The sequence below is a fragment of the Silanimonas sp. genome (assembly GCF_027531545.1).
Taxonomy (GTDB): Bacteria; Pseudomonadota; Gammaproteobacteria; order Xanthomonadales; family Xanthomonadaceae; genus Silanimonas.
Genome location: NZ_JAPZSC010000006.1, coordinates 86,329 through 101,844, shown reverse-complemented (window position 1 = coordinate 101,844; position 15,516 = coordinate 86,329). Strand labels below are relative to the sequence as shown.

At 68.5% G+C, this 15,516-nt stretch carries 15 protein-coding genes; 5 read left to right on the top strand and 10 right to left on the bottom strand.

Translation table 11 applies throughout. The annotated features are described in order from the left end of the window. Positions 1–12 precede the first annotated feature (12 nt). The 8 genes from O9280_RS04775 to O9280_RS04740 form a co-directional block, all read right to left on the bottom strand. Complete coding sequence (locus tag O9280_RS04775) at positions 13–309, bottom strand: integration host factor subunit beta (RefSeq protein ID WP_297866282.1); 297 nt, start codon at positions 307–309, stop codon at positions 13–15. Positions 310–377: 68 nt separating this feature from the next. Continuing rightward, a complete protein-coding gene (gene rpsA / locus O9280_RS04770) occupies positions 378–2,063 on the bottom strand; it encodes a 30S ribosomal protein S1 (protein WP_297866283.1) in 1,686 nt (561 codons plus the stop codon). 163 nt (positions 2,064–2,226) lie between these two features. Next, positions 2,227–2,955, bottom strand: a complete 729-nt coding sequence (cmk, locus tag O9280_RS04765) for a (d)CMP kinase (RefSeq protein ID WP_298339482.1) — start codon at positions 2,953–2,955, stop codon at positions 2,227–2,229. Positions 2,956–2,968: 13 nt separating this feature from the next. Further along, positions 2,969–4,327: a 3-phosphoshikimate 1-carboxyvinyltransferase gene (gene aroA, locus O9280_RS04760; protein ID WP_298339480.1), complete on the bottom strand. Its 1,359-nt coding sequence runs from the start codon at positions 4,325–4,327 to the stop codon at positions 2,969–2,971. Then, positions 4,324–5,490, bottom strand: coding sequence for a histidinol-phosphate transaminase (gene hisC, locus O9280_RS04755; RefSeq protein ID WP_298339477.1), 1,167 nt, complete (start codon positions 5,488–5,490; stop codon positions 4,324–4,326). Before hisC ends, aroA begins: the two co-directional genes overlap by 4 nt. Then, positions 5,490–6,608, bottom strand: a complete 1,119-nt coding sequence (gene pheA, locus O9280_RS04750; RefSeq protein ID WP_298339474.1) for a prephenate dehydratase — start codon at positions 6,606–6,608, stop codon at positions 5,490–5,492. Before pheA ends, hisC begins: the two co-directional genes overlap by 1 nt. A gap of 3 nt (positions 6,609–6,611) precedes the next feature. Continuing rightward, entirely contained in the window at positions 6,612–7,697 is a 1,086-nt protein-coding gene (gene serC / locus O9280_RS04745; protein WP_298339471.1) for a 3-phosphoserine/phosphohydroxythreonine transaminase, read from the bottom strand. 120 nt (positions 7,698–7,817) lie between these two features. Then, the gene (locus O9280_RS04740) at positions 7,818–8,672 is read right to left on the bottom strand and encodes an FHA domain-containing protein (protein ID WP_298339468.1); all 855 of its coding nucleotides are present in this window, start codon (positions 8,670–8,672) and stop codon (positions 7,818–7,820) included. 91 nt (positions 8,673–8,763) lie between these two features. On the opposite strand from O9280_RS04740, the gene O9280_RS04735 reads away from it, so the two are divergent. After that, on the top strand, positions 8,764–9,039 hold the full coding sequence (locus O9280_RS04735) for a polyhydroxyalkanoic acid system family protein (protein WP_297866290.1): 276 nt from the start codon (positions 8,764–8,766) through the stop codon (positions 9,037–9,039). A gap of 22 nt (positions 9,040–9,061) precedes the next feature. Here the strand turns inward: O9280_RS04735 and O9280_RS04730 are convergent, their stop codons facing one another. After that, positions 9,062–9,781 (bottom strand): hypothetical protein, encoded by a 720-nt coding sequence (locus O9280_RS04730; RefSeq protein WP_298339464.1) that lies wholly within the window; start codon positions 9,779–9,781, stop codon positions 9,062–9,064. 113 nt (positions 9,782–9,894) lie between these two features. On the opposite strand from O9280_RS04730, the gene O9280_RS04725 reads away from it, so the two are divergent. The 3 genes from O9280_RS04725 (at position 9,895) to O9280_RS04715 (ending at position 13,028) form a co-directional block, all read left to right on the top strand. Continuing rightward, the gene (locus tag O9280_RS04725; protein WP_298339461.1) at positions 9,895–11,172 is read left to right on the top strand and encodes a patatin-like phospholipase family protein; all 1,278 of its coding nucleotides are present in this window, start codon (positions 9,895–9,897) and stop codon (positions 11,170–11,172) included. Between the two features lie 81 nt (positions 11,173–11,253). Next, positions 11,254–11,880 carry a phasin family protein gene (locus O9280_RS04720; RefSeq protein ID WP_298339458.1) on the top strand — a complete coding sequence of 209 codons (627 nt, stop codon included), beginning with the start codon at positions 11,254–11,256 and terminating at the stop codon, positions 11,878–11,880. 155 nt (positions 11,881–12,035) lie between these two features. Next, positions 12,036–13,028, top strand: coding sequence for a hypothetical protein (locus O9280_RS04715; RefSeq protein WP_298339455.1), 993 nt, complete (start codon positions 12,036–12,038; stop codon positions 13,026–13,028). A gap of 78 nt (positions 13,029–13,106) precedes the next feature. Here O9280_RS04715 and O9280_RS04710 read toward each other — a convergent pair whose 3' ends face one another. Further along, positions 13,107–15,095, bottom strand: a complete 1,989-nt coding sequence (locus O9280_RS04710; protein ID WP_298339451.1) for an SDR family oxidoreductase — start codon at positions 15,093–15,095, stop codon at positions 13,107–13,109. Positions 15,096–15,257: 162 nt separating this feature from the next. On the opposite strand from O9280_RS04710, the gene O9280_RS04705 reads away from it, so the two are divergent. Then, positions 15,258–15,515 (top strand): acyl-CoA-binding protein, encoded by a 258-nt coding sequence (locus O9280_RS04705; protein ID WP_298339449.1) that lies wholly within the window; start codon positions 15,258–15,260, stop codon positions 15,513–15,515. Position 15,516 lies beyond the last annotated feature (1 nt).

Genomic DNA, 15,516 nt, shown 5'->3' with positions numbered 1-15,516 from the left:
ATTATCGACGGATCAGGGCGATTCTGGAACCACGGGGTTCACGCGCTCGCGAAGTTCCTTGCCCGGCTTGAAGTGCGGGACGTACTTGCCCGGCAGCTCGACGCTCTCGCCGGTCTTCGGGTTGCGGCCCAGCCGCGGCGGGCGGAAATGCAGGGAGAAACTGCCGAACCCGCGCACTTCGATGCGCTGCCCGGTCGTGAGCGAGTCGCTCATCATCTCGAGCAGGGACTTGACCGCCAGCTCGACGTCTTCGGGCTTCAGATGGGGCTGGCGCAGCGCCAACGCCTCGATCAATTCGGACTTGGTCATCGATCCCTTCGACGGCCGCATTCAGGGGCAGCGGCCCGGGCGAACCCGGGCCGCCGTTGTCGCTTCAATTACTCGCGGTTGCCCAGCTGCTCGCGCAGCAGCGCGCCCAGCTTGGTGGTGCCGCTGGAGGCTTCCGCCGCCGACTTGTTGTACTCGGCGAGGGTTTCCTGCACTTCGGCCTCGTCCTTCGCGCGGATCGAGAGCTGCAGCACGCGGCTCTTGCGGTCCGTACCGACGATCTTGGCTTCGATGCTGTCGCCGACCTTCAGGTGCTGGCTGGCGTCTTCCACGCGCTCCTTGGCGATGTCCGAGGCGCGGATGTAGCCCTCGACGCCATCACCCAGGTCGACCGTGGCGCCACGGGCGTCCACTTCCTTGACGGTGCCGTTCACGATCGCACCCTTCTGGCGCTGGGCCACGAAGGAACCGAACGGGTCCTGCTCCATCTGCTTGATGCCCAGCGAGATGCGCTCGCGCTCCGGGTCCACGGCGAGGACGACGGCCTCGACGGTGTCGCCCTTCTTGAAGTTGCGGACGATGTCTTCGCCGGTGGTGTTCCAGCTGATGTCCGACAGGTGCACGAGGCCGTCGATGCCGCCTTCCAGGCCGATGAAGATGCCGAAGTCGGTGATCGACTTGACCTGGCCCGAGACCTTGTCGTTCTTCTTGTTCATCGCCGCGAACGCTTCCCACGGGTTCGGCGTGCACTGCTTCATGCCGAGCGAGATGCGGCGACGCTCCGCGTCGACGTCCAGGATCATGACCTGGGTCTCGTCGCCGAGCTGGACGACCTTCGACGGGTTGACGTTCTTGTTGGTCCAGTCCATCTCCGACACGTGGACGAGGCCTTCGACGCCCGGCTCGATCTCGACGAACGCGCCGTAATCAGTGACGTTCGAGACCTTGCCGAACACGCGGGCGCCGTTCGGGTAGCGGCGGGCGATGTTGTCCCACGGATCTTCGCCGAGCTGCTTCAGGCCGAGCGAAACGCGGTTGCGCTCGCGGTCGAACTTCAGCACGCGGACCTGCAGCTCGTCGCCGACGTTGACGACTTCCGACGGGTGGCGGACGCGCTTCCACGCCATGTCCGTGATGTGCAGCAGGCCGTCGATGCCGCCGAGGTCCACGAACGCGCCGTAGTCGGTGAGGTTCTTGACCACGCCGGTGACGATCGCGCCTTCCTGCAGGCGCTCGAGCAGCTGCTCGCGCTCTTCCGAGTGCTCCGACTCGACGACGGCGCGGCGCGACACGACCACGTTGTTGCGCTTGCGGTCGAGCTTGATGATCTTGAACTCGAGTTCCTTGCCCTCGAGGTAGACCGGGTCGCGGACCGGACGGACGTCGACCAGCGAGCCCGGCAGGAACGCGCGGACGTCGCGGATGTCGACGGTGAAGCCGCCCTTGACCTTGCCGCTGATGCGGCCGGTGACGGTCTCGGCCTTTTCCATCGCTTCTTCGAGCTCGTCCCACACCATGGCGCGCTTGGCCTTCTCGCGCGACAGCACGGTTTCGCCGAAGCCGTTCTCGAGCGAGTCCAGCGCCACCTTGACGGTGTCGCCGACGCTGACTTCCAGCTCGCCGGCTTCGTTACGGAACTGTTCGATCGGGACGATGCCCTCGGACTTCAGGCCGGCGTTCACGACGACGACGTCGTTGCGGATCTCGACGACGACGCCCGACACGATGGCGCCCGGCTTCAGCTTGTTGAGCGCGGTCTGGCTCTGTTCGAACAGTTCGGCAAAAGATTCAGTCATTGGAGTTTCTCTGGTTGGACATCAGGCTTTCGTCCGCATTCCTGCGCGACGCGCCCACCTGCAATGCATCTTGCGATGCGTGGGAAAACCGGCGTGCGGGATGCGCGCCGGAGCGGTTCTTCGGTACGTGGTCCCGGCGGACGATGCGCGCCGTCGTGGGCCCTCAGGGCCGTCGCATCGATTCGGGAACGAGCGCCAGCACATGCTGGACCACCTCGCCGATCGACCGACCGGTGGAATCCAGGAAAAGCGCATCGGATGCGGGTTTCAGGGGCGCCACCGCACGGCTGGCATCGCGTTCGTCGCGAGCCGAGATTTCGTGCAGAAGACTGTCGAAGTTAACAGAAACTCCCTTTTCCTTCAACTGCTTATGCCGCCGATGGGCGCGCTCTTCGGCGCTGGCGGTCAGGAAGACCTTGAAAGGGGCTTCGGGGAAGATGACCGTCCCCATGTCGCGACCGTCGGCCACGAGGCCGGGATCGGTGCGGAAACTGCGCTGAAGATCGGTCAACGCGCTTCGAACGGGCGGGTGTGCGGCGATCGCGGAGGCCGCGGCCCCGGCGGTTTCCATGCGCAGCTGGTGGGTCGCGTCCTTGCCGTTCACCCAGACCTTGGGCTCGCCCTCGCCGTCGCCATCGAAGCGGATGACGGTGCGCGAGGCGCAGGCCGCCACGGCCTCGGCATCGGAAAGGTCGATCTGTTCCCACGCAGCCGCCAGGCCGACCGCTCGGTACAGCGCGCCGGAATCGAGGTAATGCCAGCCGAGCGCATGGGCAACCATTCGGCTGACGGTGCCCTTGCCCGACCCGGACGGCCCGTCGATGGTGAGGACTGGCGCTGTCGCGCCGGCGGCGGTGGCCGGATCGCGGCCGCGGGAGGTCGAAGGACTCATGCGGGGCGGCAGTCTACGCGAGTCGCAGCCCGAACCCGACCCCACGCGCCAACGCGTCGAAGCCCGGGAAGGAGGTCGCGACGTTCGCCACGTCATCGATGACGACCTCGCCCGCGGCGCACTGGGCGGCGATGGCCAGGCTCATCGCAATGCGGTGGTCGCCACGGCTGTCGGTCTGTCCGCCGCGGAGTCGCCCGGTTCGCGACTCGCTGGGCGTCGAGGCGGCGTTCGCGGTGAAGCCGCTGCCGGTGATGACTGCACCGTCCGGGGTTTCGTCGATGACCGCCCCGAGCGCACGAAGGCCCGCTGCCATCACCGCGATGCGGTCGGATTCCTTCACCCGAAGCTCGGCCGCGCCGCTGACGATGGTCGTGCCCTCGGCGAGCGCAGCGGCGGTGAACAGGGCCGGGAACTCGTCGATCATGTCCGGGACCAGCGCTTCCGGGATCGCAGCGCCACGCAGGCGGGCGGCCCGGACCTCGATGTCGGCAACAGGCTCCCCACCTTGCTCGCCCGCCGGGCGAACCGTGAGGTCAGCGCCCATCAAGCGCAGGGCCTCGAGCAGACCGGTGCGACGGGGGTTCACTCCGACCCGTTCGAGCACCAGGTGCGAACCGGGGATGACGCTGGCCGCCACGAGGAAGAAGGCCGCCGAACTGAAGTCGGCCGGGACATCGACCGAGGTGGCCCTGAGCGCCCGACCGGGGCGCAAGGTGGCGACGCCCGGGGCGAAATCGATGTCCGCACCGAAGGCCGAGAGCATCCGCTCGGTGTAGTCACGGGTCGGATGCGGCTCGCGGACGGTGGTCGGTCCACTGGCGTACAGGCCGGCCAGCAGGATGGCCGACTTCACCTGCGCGCTGGCGACGGGGCATTCATAATCAATGCCTTGCAAAACACTCTTCGCGTGGATTCGAAGTGGCGGCAGGCCGCCTTCGCTGTCGATCCGCGCGCCCATCCGCGCCAAAGGGTCGATGACCCGGCGCATCGGCCGCTTGCTCAGGGACGCATCGCCGACCAGCACGCTCTCGAAGGCCTGGCCGGCCAACAGGCCCGCCAACAGCCGCATGCCGGTGCCGGCGTTGCCGCAATCGAGCGGGCCTTCTGCGGGCCGCAGGCCCTGCAGACCGACGCCATGGACGATGCGCTCCCCCTCGCCGGATGCCTCGATGCGCACGCCGAGGCGTTGCAGGATGGCCGCGGTGGCGATGGTGTCCTCGCCTTCGAGGAAGCCGGTAATGCGAGTGATGCCCTCGGCGAGGGCTCCGAGCATCACCGAGCGGTGCGACACGGACTTGTCCCCGGGGACGCGGAGCCGCCCGGTCAGCGGACGGCCCGCGGCAGCGATCCAGGCCGCGCTGCCGCCGCTCATGCGGAAGCTCCCGCGCCGAGCGCCGACAGTCCGGTTTCGGCCATCACGGCATCCAGCGCCTTCAAAAGCCGGGCGTTCTGCTCGACCTTGCCCACGGTGATGCGCAGGCACTGCGGCAAGCCGTAGCCGCGCATGGGCCGGACGACGATGTCGCGGGCCAGCAGGCCGCGGTCGATGGCGGCGGCGGTCTCCGGCGTGCCGAAGTCGACCAGCAGGAAGTTGGTCTGCGACGGGTGGACGAACCAGCCGCGGGCCTTCAGCTCGATGGCCAGCGCCTCGCGGTTGCCCGCCGTCTCGTGGAGCACAGTGGCGATGTGCGCCTCGTCCTTCAGCGCCGCGGCCGCGGCGGCAAGGCCGGGACTGTTGACGTTGAAGCTCTCCCGGACGCGCTCCATGACGGCCACGACGCCCGGGTCGGCGACCAGCACCCCGACACGCAGCGCAGCCAGACCGTGCAGCTTCGAAAACGTGCGCGTCACCAATAGATTCGGATACTTACGCAACAAACCTAAAGCAGAGTCGCAGCCCGGCTGGGCGAGGAACTCGCCGTAGGCCTCGTCCAGTACCACCAGCGTGTCCGGCCCGGCGGCCTGCAGCAGGCGCTCGATCTGCGCCGTGGTGAGCCAGGTGCCGGTGGGGTTGTTCGGGTTGGCCAGCATCACCAGCCCATGGGCTGGCGTCAGGGCGGCGATCATCGCGTCGATGTCGTGGCCCCGGGGCTGCGTGGGGTGCTCCTTCGGCAGCGCCTCGACCACGTCGAGCCGGGCGTTGGCCGCCTGCGCGGCCAGCGGGTACACGGCGAAGCAGTAGCGCGACACCAGTACCGGGCGCTCCGGCCCGGCGAAGACCTGCGCCACCTGCATCAAGAGTTCGTGGGTGCCGTTGCCGAGCAGCAGCTGCTCGCGCGCCACCCCGAACGCTTCCGCGAGCGCGTGCTTGAGCACGCCACCGCGCGGGTCCGGGTAAAGCTCGAGCGTGTCGAGCTCCGACCGCAGCGCGGCCATCGCCAGCAGGCTGGCGCCCCAAGCGCTCTCGTTGCCGCCCAGCTCAAGCAGGCCCTGCTCACCGGCCTTGTTCCGCAGGGCCACGATGTCGTGGCCGGGGTCGTAGCTGGCGAGACCTCGGATGCCCGGGCTGGCCAGGGCGCCGAAATCGCGCCCCATCAGAGCACCGCCACCGGGTAGGAACCGAGGATCTTCACCGTGGAGGCGAACGCGCCGAGCTGCTGCAGGGCCGCCTGCATCTCCGGCTGGTCCACGTGGCCGGAGACGTCGATGAAGAAGGCGTACTCCCAGCGCCGCGTGTGCGCCGGACGCGACTCGATGCGATTCAGGGACAGGCCGACGTCGGCGAAGGGCTTGAGGATGCCGAACAGCGCGCCCGGCTGGTCGTTGACGAAAACCAGCAGGGAGGTGCGGTCGTGGCCGCAGGTCGGGAGCAGCTCGCGGCCGAGCACGAGGAAGCGCGTGGTGTTGTCGGCCCGGTCGTTGGCCGGCCCGGCGATCGTCTTCAGACCGTAGACGTGGCCGGCGGACTCCCCGGCCAAGGCCGCGGCGTCATCGGCATTGCGGGCGCGGCGGGCCGCGTCGGCATTGCTCGGCGTCGGGACGAGTTCAGCCTTCGGCAGGTTCGCGCGCAGCCAGGCTTTGCACTGGGCCAGCGACTGCGGATGCGCATAGACGCGTTCGATGTCCTCGATCCGGCCGGTGCGCCCCAGCAGATACTGGTGGATGCCCAGTTCGACCTCGCCGCAGATCTTCAGCGAGGAGGTCAGGAACATGTCGAGCGTCGACTGGATGGTGCCCTGCCCCGAGTTCTCGACCGGCACCACGCCGAAATCGGCATTGCCGGCATCGACCTCCTGGAACACCTCTTCGATGCTGGCCAGCGGCAAGCCCTTGGCCGAATGGCCGAAGTGCTTGTGCACCGCCTGCTGCGAGAAGGTGCCTTCCGGGCCGAGATAGCCGACTTTCAGCGGCTCCTGCTGGGCGAGGCAGGCAGACATGATTTCGCGGAACAGGCGCACCAGCACCTCGTCCGCCAGCGGCCCCTCGTTGCGGTCGACCACGCGGCGCAACACCTGCGCCTCGCGCTCGGGGCGGTAGTAGTCGACGGCGGCCTTGAGCGGGCCCTTGGCCCGACCGACCTGCTGCGCCCAACGGGCGCGCTCGGCGATCAGCTGCTGGATGGTCTCGTCGATGCCGTCGATGCGGGCCCGGACCTGGCCGAGGTCGAGCGGGCTACCGCCCTCCCCGGCCGTCGTTTGCGGTTCGTCAGCCATGGCTCACCCGTGCCGCTTGGCGAAGTCGCCCATGAAATCGACGAGGGCGGCAACGGCCTCGTACGGCAGCGCGTTGTAGATGGAGGCGCGCATGCCACCGAGGTCGCGATGGCCCTTCAGCGCCAGCAGGCCGGCGGCCTCCGATTCCTTCAGGAAAGCAGCGTCGAGCGCGGCGTCCTTCAGCATGAAGGGCACGTTCATCAGCGAACGGGCGTCCAGCGCCACCGGGTTGCGGTAGAAGCCGCCGCTGCCGTCGATGGCGGTGTACAGGGCTTCGGCCTTGCGGCGATTGTTGGCTTCGAAGGTGGCGAGACCGCCCTGCTCGAGCATCCACTCGAACACCAGGCCGGCGAGGTACCAGCTGAAGGTCGGCGGCGTGTTGAGCATCGAGCCCTGCGCCGCGTGCTCCTTGTAGCTGAGGATCTTGGCGCGCGACTGGCCGGCCCGCTCCAGCAGGTCCTTGCGGATCACCATCACGACGAGGCCCGAGGGCCCGATGTTCTTCTGCGCGCCGGCGTAGATGACCCCGTACTTCGAAACGTCGATCGGGCGCGACAGGATCGACGAGCTGAAATCGGCCACCAGTGGCACGCTGCCGGTGTCGATGGCATCGGGGAATTCGACGCCGTGGATCGTCTCGTTGGCCACGAGGTGCACGTACGCGGCCGACGGATCGATCGTGTAGCTGCCGGGCGCCGGCAACGTGGTGTACGTCGACGCAGCGGTATCGGCGATAACGCTCACCGCCGCATGGGGCTTGGCCTCGCTGGCGGCCTTCTTGCTCCAGGCGCCGGTGACGAGGTAATCGGCACGCTGGCCGGCGGCGGCCAGGTTCATCGGCAGCAGGGCGAAGTGCGTGGTGGCGCCGCCCTGCAGGAACAGCACGGCGTAATCGTCGGTGATGCCCATCAGCTTGCGGAGATCGGCCTCGGCCTTCTCAGCGACGGCGATGAACGCCTTGCCGCGGTGCGACACTTCCATCACCGAGGCGCGTTCACCGCCCCACTCGAGCAGTTCGGCCTGCGCCCGGCGCAGCACCGGCTCCGGAAGCACGGCCGGACCGGCACTGAAATTGAATCCCCGCGACATCACCACACCTCCCATGGACGAAAGAACGACGCTAGCACGCGTCGACATTCCATCGACAGTAGTGAAGGGGATTAGAGTCGAATCTCGAAATGCCCGTTTGGGCATCAACGCGCCGCGGGATCAGCCCTTCGGCGCGTAGACGAAGAAGGCCGTCAGGGCAGCGGCCAGCGCGGCCGCGGCGGCGACCAAGAGGTAAAGGCCACTGAGGTCGCGCTTCGTCGCCGGCGTCGCCGGGACCGGATGCGGCACGTTGATCGATGGCATGGCGGTCGGCGTCGACGTGTCACGGCGCGCCGGCACGGGTGTGTCGCCCGCCTCGCCGCCCTTGCCGAGGCCGGGGGCCTCGAGGACGAATCGCTGGTCGCCGAGTTCCAGCTGGTCGCCCTGCGCCAGCACCGCGGCACGGACCGCATGCCCGTTGACCCGCACCACCGCGGTCGGCGACAGCGTGCGGAGCACCGCCACGCCATCCTCGATGTCGATTTGCGCGTGCCGGTCCTGCAGGCCGGCGCCGTCGAGGCGGACATCACTGCCTGCACCGCGCCCCAGCACGCGCGGCGACGCCAGCGGCAGCGAACGGCCGAACCACGCACCGCTGAGGCCACGCAATGACGCCCTCGCGACACCGGACGCGAGGCCATCGTCGGGTGCCCGGCGGCGGCTCGGCATCTCGGCGCTTGTGGGTGCCGCCGGCGGCTGATCCGATTCCATCCGCACCTGCACGCCAGCAAGGCACACGAGGTCACCGGCGCGAAGAAAGGCGATGCGCTTCACGGGACGGGCATTGACGATCACCGTGGCGTCCTGCGGCACGGTCAGCCAGCTGCCGCGGCGGCCGGTCGCGAATACGGCGTGCAAGGGCGAAAGACCCGCGATGGCGACGGTCGTCCCGCCGCCGGCGGCGCTTCCCACGCCGACCTGTCCGTGTTCGAGATTGACCGCGGCATGCTCGCCGTTCGGAAACGTCAGTCGCATTGGGCCTCCTGCGCGGCGAAAGGTAACACAGGCTTCACGGGCTGGCCGACGCGCCACGGCATGGCACAGAATCGCGGGCCAGGAGGGTCCCATGACCGACATCGATATCCGCCGCAGCCATGCGGTTCCGTTGAAGGAAGCGAAAGCCAAGGTGGAGCGCATCGCCGAACGCATCGCCGAGCGCTTCGACGTGGACTACGGCTGGAAGGGCAACACGCTGCTGTTCACCCGCAGCGGCGTGGAAGGGCAGATCGCGGTCAGCGCGAAAGAGGTGCACGTGATGGTGCGGCTCGGCTTCCTGCTGTTCGCCCTGAAGGGCTCGATCGAGCGCGAGATCGACCGCGTGATCGAAGAGCAGTTCCGCTGAAGCCGGACTTCGCCGCCACCGCCTAGGGGCGGAAGGGATCCGGGTCACCGGCGAACAAGCGGCGGCTGACCTCGCCTTCGCCACGCGCCACGCGGTCGAGGAATCGGTCGGCGCCGTCGAGCTTCGCGAAGGCGTCGAACCCCCGCTCGAGGAAGCCCTGCAGCTCCGAGAGTCCCGCGGCCCGCGCCGGCAGCCGCGAGGCACGAAGCAGGCGATGGACGCCGTGGCGCTGCACGGCCGCGTCGAGACTCCGCCCCACCGACACCACCAGCGCGATCTGGCGTCGACGCAGCCGCGGCTGGCCGGCTTCGCGGTAGACCTCGGCGTAACGCGCCGCATCCAGCTTCGACAAGCGACGGCGGTCCATGGCCCGCACCATGCGCAGGTCGAGCGCGTGGCTCAGCACATGCAGCTCGATGGCGTCGCGCGCGGCGCGCAGCATAGTTTCCGGCAGCAGGTGGACCATGATCGGCATGATCCGGTCGACGTCGCGGTCGCGGCCACTGAAATCGCGGTCGGCGTAGAGGTCGCTCAGGAAGAACCGGCCCGCCGCGTGCATGCGCGGGTCGGCCAGCACGTCCTCGAAGCTGCGCTCCAGCCGCTGGGTCTGCCAGGCCCGCAGCACGGCGAGGCGAGGCGAGGTGTTTTCCTTCCGCACGGCGTGGAACGCCTCGGAACGCCATTGGAGGCGGCGCGCGATGGCGGATTTGAGTCGGGCGCGTTGGTGGGCGTCGTCGGTCATGGTGGCGGGCAGCCGTCGGGATCACGATGATGCGGCGGCCGTGACGCAGGCGCCAGAACGGCGTGCCGGGTTCGTGGGTAGAATCGGGAAGTTTCTTCACCGCCTGCGAATCGATGCTCGTCGTCCAGCCCGCCCAACCCCGAACGCCCAGCCAGGGCCGCATCGGCCTCGCCATCGCTGGGGGCGGCCCCACCGGGGGAATGTACGAGCTCGGCGCCCTGCGCGCGCTCGACCGCGCCATCGAGGGCCTGGACCTCACGCGACTCGACTGCTACGTCGGCGTGAGTTCCGGCGCATTCATCGCCGCGGGCCTCGCGAACCGCCTGAGCACCGAGGAAATGTGCCGCATCTTCCTCACCGGCGACGCGGACGTGCACTTCCGCCCGGAGATGTTCCTGAAGCCGGCCATCGGCGAGTACCTGCGCCGTGCGGCCAGCGCACCGAGCCTGCTGCTGAACTGGGCTCGCGAGTCACTGGCCGACCCCGCCAACGCCTCGCTCGGTGAGCTGCTCACGCGCATGGGCGGCGTGATCCCGAACGGCCTCTTCGACAACACCGACGTCGAGACCTTCCTGCGCCGCCTGTTCACCACGCAGGGCCGCAGCAACGATTTCCGCGAACTCGAACGTCCGCTCTATGTCGTCGCCGTCGACCTCGACAGCGGCAAGGCGGTGCGCTTCGGGTCCCGCGACTGGGACGACGTGCCGATTTCGCGCGCCGTGCAGGCCAGCGCCGCCCTGCCAGGCCTGTATCCGCCGGTGTGCATCCGCGACCACCACTTCGTCGACGGCGCGCTGCGGCGAACGATGCATGCCTCGGTGGCGCTCGACAAAGGCATCGACCTGCTGCTGGGCGTGAACCCCTTCGTGCCGTTCAACGCCAGCCGCGGCGGCAAGCGCCCCGCCGGTCTCGACCGCCTCGCGGAAGGCGGCCTCCCGGTCGTGCTTTCGCAGACCTTCCGCACCTTGCTGCAGTCGCGCGTGCAGGTCGGGCTGGAAAAATACGCCCGCCAGTATCCGGACACCGACCAGATCGTCATGGAGCCGGACGAGGACGATGGCGAGATGTTCTTCACCAGCGTTTTCAGCTACGACAACCGGGTGAAGGTCTGCGAGTACGCCTTCCGCGCCACGCTGAAGGACCTGCGCGAGCGCCGCGAGCAGTTGGGGCCGATGTTCGCCCGCCACGGCCTGCGGCTGCGCGACGAGATCCTTGACGCGCGCGGTCTGTCGATTCTCGATGGCGTCGGTCGCCGTCGCCCGCAAACCGAAACCACGGCCCGGCTGCGTCGCTCGCTCGACGACGTCGAGGCCATGCTGCAGCGCGAGGTGGCCCCGGCGAAGCGGGCGACCACGCGGCGTCGCGCCAGCGCGCGCAAGGCGCGTCCCTGAGCGCGCCTCTGGTGTGAATGCTCTAGGCACGCTCCCGAGACTGCGCGCACATCACGCTCACCCAAGGTGCAGGAAAGGCTCATGGCCAAGCTGAAAAAGACGACCCGCAAGTCCCCCTCGGCCGCGGCGTCCAACGCCGACCTCCAGGCCAAGGCCGAGCAGCTCTCTCGCGGCCTTGCCGATTCGGCGCAGCAGATCTGGCTGGCCGGCGTCGGTGCGTTCCAGCGCGCCCAGCACGAAGGCTCGAAGCTGTTCGATGCCCTCGTGAAGGAAGGCTCCACCATCGAGACGGCGACCCGCAAGCTGGCCACCGGCCGCGTCGACGCGGTCCGTGACGCCGTCGAAGAGCGCGTGGGCACCGTCCGCGAGCGCGCCGTCGACACCTGGGACCGCCTCGAGAAGGTGTTCGAAGAGCGCGTGCAGCGCGCCCTGACCCGCCTCGGCGTGCCGAGCCGCGAAGACCTCGTCGAGCTCACCGAGCGCGTCGACCAGCTCACCCGCGCCCTGAAGCAGCGTGGCGCCGCTCCGGCCGCCAAGGCCCCGGCGAAGGCCGCGAAGAAGCCCGCCGTGAAGAAGGCCGCGGCGAAGCCCGCCAAGAAGGCGGCCAAGCCGGTGAAGAAGGCGACGACCAAGGCCGCCGCCAAGCCAGCCAAGGCCCGCAAGGCTGCGCTCGCGCCGATCGCCGCTCCCGACGCGCCGCAGGGCTGAATCCGGTTTCGCCCGCCGTCCTGGGGACGTAGGCTCCCTCCCCGCACACGGCCCCCGGATCGCGGGCACCCTGATGACACGACGCCTCCGGGCGTCGTGTTTTTTTGTGCCCATCGGCGGGCTACCCTCTGCGTCCGTTCCAACTGCGGGTCCCCATGTCCATCGTCGTTTCGATCCTCATCGCCGTCGCGGTCGCCATCGCGCTCGTGCTCGGCAGCCGGCTCTGGTTCGACCGCGTGCAGAAGCGGGCCCACGCACAACGCATCGGCATCGAAGCCCTCGACGGCCGCCGCTGGCGGGAAGCCCTCGACCTCCTGGTCCAGGCGCTGGGAAAAGACGGGTACACGCAGGCCGCGGAGGTCACAGGCCCGAGCGGGATGCCGCTCGCCGAGCGCCATCTTTCCCGCGGCAGCAGCCGCGTATTGCTGATCTACAAGCACGGCACCAGCTACCTCATCGGCGCAGCCGCCTTGCTGGACGCCGAACGCCGCCGCCAGGAGGCGGAGATGGACGAGGTGATCGTGGCGACCCTCGGCAGCCTCGACAGCGACGCGCTCGCGCAGGCGGCACGGATGAAGGTGTCCTGCCTCGACGGCCCGGCCGTGTGGTCGAAAGTGCGGGACGTCCTCGACACCGCGACGCAGGAAGCCGTGGCCACGGAAGCGGAGGCCCTGGTCGAGCGTCCGCGGCGCTTGGCCACCATCGGCGCCTCCGTGCTCGGCCTCGCCATCGTGGTGTGGGGCGGCAACCTCGACCCGTCGTCGATCGCCTCATTCGCAGCACCGGAGCCATCGCCACCGATCGCGACTCCCGCACCCTCACCCGCCGCTTCTGCGGAACCGAGCGTTCCCCCCCCAGCGGCAAGCCCGGCTGCCGACACACCGGCTGCCCCGCAAGCCATGGCCGCCGGCAGCGACGAGGAACGGCGTGGCGCGCTGGCGAAAGCCATCACCGCGCTGCCCGAGGTCCAGCGGGCCAGCTGGTCCAGCGGCAGCACCATGATCGTCGCCCTGCGGCCGCGCATCGGCATCGACCGCGGCATGGAAGCGATCTGTGCGCTCGCCGTGACTTACCCGCTCGTGCGCGATGTGCGCCTGCAGATGGAGGCCAGTGGCGGGGCCGAGGTGCGCTGGCGCCGCTGCGCCTGAGGCGCCCCCGCCATCGTTGCCCGGAAAGCAGAAGGCCCGCTTGCGCGGGGCTTCGCCGTTTTCCGTCTTCCGGAGCGTTTACCAGTGCACGCCGCGCATCAGCGCCGCGAAGGCAATCTGCTCGTTGGAGGGCTTCTCGCCCTCGCGCATGCCCTTGATGCCCTTGGCCGCCGCCGAGTCGGGGAACAGCTCGTAAGCGGTGTTCATCACGATCTCGTAGGCCTTCGGCGCCACCGAGTTCAGCACCGAGGCGAAGATGCCAAGGCGCGTCGCGACGCGGCTGTTGCGGGTGATCACCGCATCGACGATCAGGTCGGCGGCCTCTTCCGGCGTCAGGGTCGGCACCGAGTCGTACATCTTGGTCGGCGCGATCATCGGCGTCTTCACCAATGGCATGTTGATCGTGGTGAAGGCGATGTTCTTGCCCGACAGCTCGCCCTGGGCGCAGCGACTGAAGGCGTCGAGCGCGGCCTTCGAAGCCACGTAGGCCGAGAAGCGCGGCGAATTGGCGAGCACGCCGATCGACGAGATGTTGATGATGTGGCCGCCGCGGCGCTCGATCATCGCCGGCAGCACGCCCATGATCAGGCGGAGGCTGCCGAAGTAGTTCAGCTGCATCGTCCGCTCGAAATCATGGAAGCGGTCGAAGCTGAGTTCGATGGAACGACGGATGGAGCGGCCGGCGTTGTTGATCAGGATGTCGACCGGGCCGATCTCGGCCTGCACCTTCTGGATCAGTTCGTCGCAGCTGGCGAGGTCGGTGAGGTCGGCGGTGTAGGCGAAGCACTTCCCGCCCTTGGCCTTGATCTCGTCACGGGCCTTGAACAGTTCCTCCTCGCCGCGAGCCACGATGACGACCTTGCCTCCGGCATCCGCGATCTTGTGGGCGGCGGCGAGGCCGATGCCCGACGAACCGCCGGTGATGAGCACGACCTTGTTCTCGACCTTGCCGCGCAGCGAGCGATCGATGAACAGGTCCGGGTCGAGGTGGCGTTCCCAGAAGTCCCACAGGCGCCAGGCGTAGGTGTCCAGCTTCGGCACGGTGATGCCGCTGCCCTTGAGCGCGCGCTCCACTTCGCGGGTGTCGAAGCGCGTCGGGTACGTGATGTAGCCCAGCGCCTCGCGCGGGATCTTCAGGTCCTTCAACACGGCCTTCGAGAAGCGCTGCACCGGCGGCAGGTTCTTGATGGCGCTGCGGATGTAGCCCGGCACCACGGCGAACATGCGCGCATCGATGCGCATGCTCATTTCCGGCGCGTGGGCGGCGCGGGCGAAGGTGTTCATCACCTCGCCGATGCGCTCCGGGTCCGGATCGACCAGGTGGAAGCACTTGCCGTCGAGGCCGCGCTTGTGGGCGATGTGGTCCATCGCGTCCACCACGAAATCGACCGGCACGAGGTTGATCTTGCCGCCCTCGATGCCGAGCGTCGGCATCCACTGCGGCAGGGTCTGCCGCATCTTCTTGATCAGCGAGAACAGGTAGTACGGGCCGTCGATCTTGTCGATCTCGCCCGTCTTGCTGTGGCCGATGACGACGCCGGGGCGGTAGATGCGGTACGGCACCGGGCAGGACGTGCGCACCAGCCCTTCGGAATCGTGCTTGGTGCGGAAATACGGGTCGTTCAGGCCTTCGGCCTCGTCGAACATGTCCTCGCGGAACACGCCCGGGTACAGGCCGGCTGCGGCAATCGAGCTGGTGTGGTGGAAGCACACGGCCTTGACCGCGCCGGCGAACTCCATCGCGTGCTTGGTGCCTTCCACGTTCGCGATGCGCTGCGATTCGGCGTCGGCGGTGAGGTCGTAGATCGCCGCCAGGTGGAAGACGTGCTTCACCTTGCCGGTGAGCGCCTTGAGCTGCGTGGCCGTTAGGCCAAGCTTCGCCTTGGCAAGATCACCGACGACGGGGAGCACCCGCTTGCGGTCCCAACCCATCTTCGCGGCGGTCTCTTCGAACTTCTTCTGCGAGCCCTTGCGGACGAGGACGTGGATCTGCCCTTTGCGCGCCAGCAATTTGCTGACCAGGAACCGACCGATGAAGCCGGTGCCGCCGGTCACGAAATACGTCATGTCACCCTCTCCCCGGAACGACCATGGATCAAGTCCCGCAGGCGTGCGGGATGCCCGGTTACGTTGCCAGAGGCGCAGGGAAACGACAAACGGCGCGGGTGCGTTGACCAGCCCGGGGGGGCGTGCTATCTCAGCGTTCGCTGTCAGCCCCGGATCGCCGCAATGCCCGACCTCAAGACCCAGTTCGAACAGGCCAAGGACGCCGTGATGGCCCTGGCCGAGCGTCCCGACAACGACACGCTGCTGCGCCTCTACGCCCTCTACAAGCAGGGCTCCGAGGGCGACGTCAACGGCGCGCGGCCCGGCTTCTTCGATTTCGTCGGTAACGCCAAGTACGAGGCCTGGGAGAAGCTCAAGGGCACCAAGCCGGACGAGGCGATGAAGAAGTACGTCGATCTCGTGAAGAAGCTGACGGCCTGAC